Here is a 1,410-nt window from a genome sequence, read left to right as displayed (position 1 = left end):
CTGGGCGGATTCAACCGGTCGTCGCAACAGTTCGTGTATGGCTCATCCGTAGCAATACGTCGAGAGCTTCCGCTGGTGTTTTCCAGCCGAGGGTTTTCCGGGGCCGGGTGTTGAGTGCAAGAGCCACGGCCTCAAGGTCATCGGCGTTGTGTGCATTGAGATCGGTGCCCTTTGGGAAGTACTGGCGCAGCAATCCGTTGGTGTTCTCGTTGGTGCCGCGCTGCCAAGGACTGTGAGGGTCGCAGAAGTAAACTTGCACGCCTGCGTCGATCTTCAGGCGTGCGTGCTGAGCCAGCTCAGCTCCTTGATCCCACGTCAGCGAGCGCCGCAGTTGCTCGGGCAAGGTGATAATCGTGCGGGTGATGGCGTCGCGCACGGCCTCAGCGCCATGCCCGGCGAGTGCAGGTCCATTCTTCACGCGAGCTTCATGGCTATGGCCCGTCATCCGCGGCAGATGCAGCAGCATGGTGAAGCGTGTCGTGCGCTCTACCAAGGTGCCGATCGCGGAACTTCCAAGGCCTACGATGAGGTCGCCTTCCCAGTGGCCCGGCACGGCTCGATCGGCTGCCTCCGCCGGACGTTGACTGATCATGATCTCGGGAGGAATGAAGCTCCTGCCTTTACGGGCACGCGCCCTCGGCATCCGCAGCGCCCGCCCGGTGCGCAGGCAGGCCGTCAGCTCGCGACGCAACGCTCCTCGAGCTTGCACATACAGCGCCTGATAGATGGCTTCGTGACTGACGCGCATCGTCTCATCCTCGGGAAAGTCGAGCCGAAGGCGGCGAGAAATCTGCTCCGGGCTCCACGCCGTCGCCCAGCGTCGGTGCTGTCGATGCACCGCCCGGCGCCCCTTCCACAGGACCTTCGGGCCGACGATGGCCACCCCGTCCGGCCTGGCGATCATACCGGCAAGCCTGTCTTGCACATAACTTTGCAGAACCGGATTAGTCGCCAACTTCGTCAGCTTTGGCCGTCGGGCAGACCGATCGGCGTGCCATTGTGCCGTGGTCGCTCGATACTCCCGAGCACCATTGCGCTTGGCGGCATTGCGCTTGAGTTCGCGCGATATCGTACACGGCGGCCGCTTCAGCTGCCGAGCAATGGCTCGTATGCCAAACGACTGCGCACGCAGGATCGCAATCTCCTCGCGTTCGGCGAACGAAAGATAACGCCCAGACGGCAATCCTGATGACGGTGAGAGATGCGTTGGTGGCATACCGCCCGCCCTTCGGAACCGTCGCACTCCGCCAGCCGGCGACATCTCGGCATCAGTTGCAGCCTCTTCGCTGGAACGTCCCAATGCAATGGCGATCCAGAACTGCCTGCAATTCTCCCGCCACGCCCGATTCCATAACCGCATCGCAACCTCCTTCGCTTCGGGTGTTGCGACGACCGGTTGAATCCGCCCTG

Annotated in this window: 1 protein-coding gene; it reads right to left on the bottom strand. The window is 62.8% G+C overall.

Annotation, left to right across the window (positions count from 1 at the left end):
• Positions 1–10: 10 nt before the first annotated feature.
• Positions 11–1,360: an IS30 family transposase gene (locus AC0L2O_RS36160; RefSeq protein ID WP_473373115.1), complete on the bottom strand. Its 1,350-nt coding sequence runs from the start codon at positions 1,358–1,360 to the stop codon at positions 11–13.
• Positions 1,361–1,410 lie beyond the last annotated feature (50 nt).

It is taken from the genome of Bradyrhizobium sp. Kon10, assembly GCF_055807395.1.
Note: the sequence above shows the minus strand (reverse complement) of the source record. Positions and strands in the feature narration are given on the sequence as shown.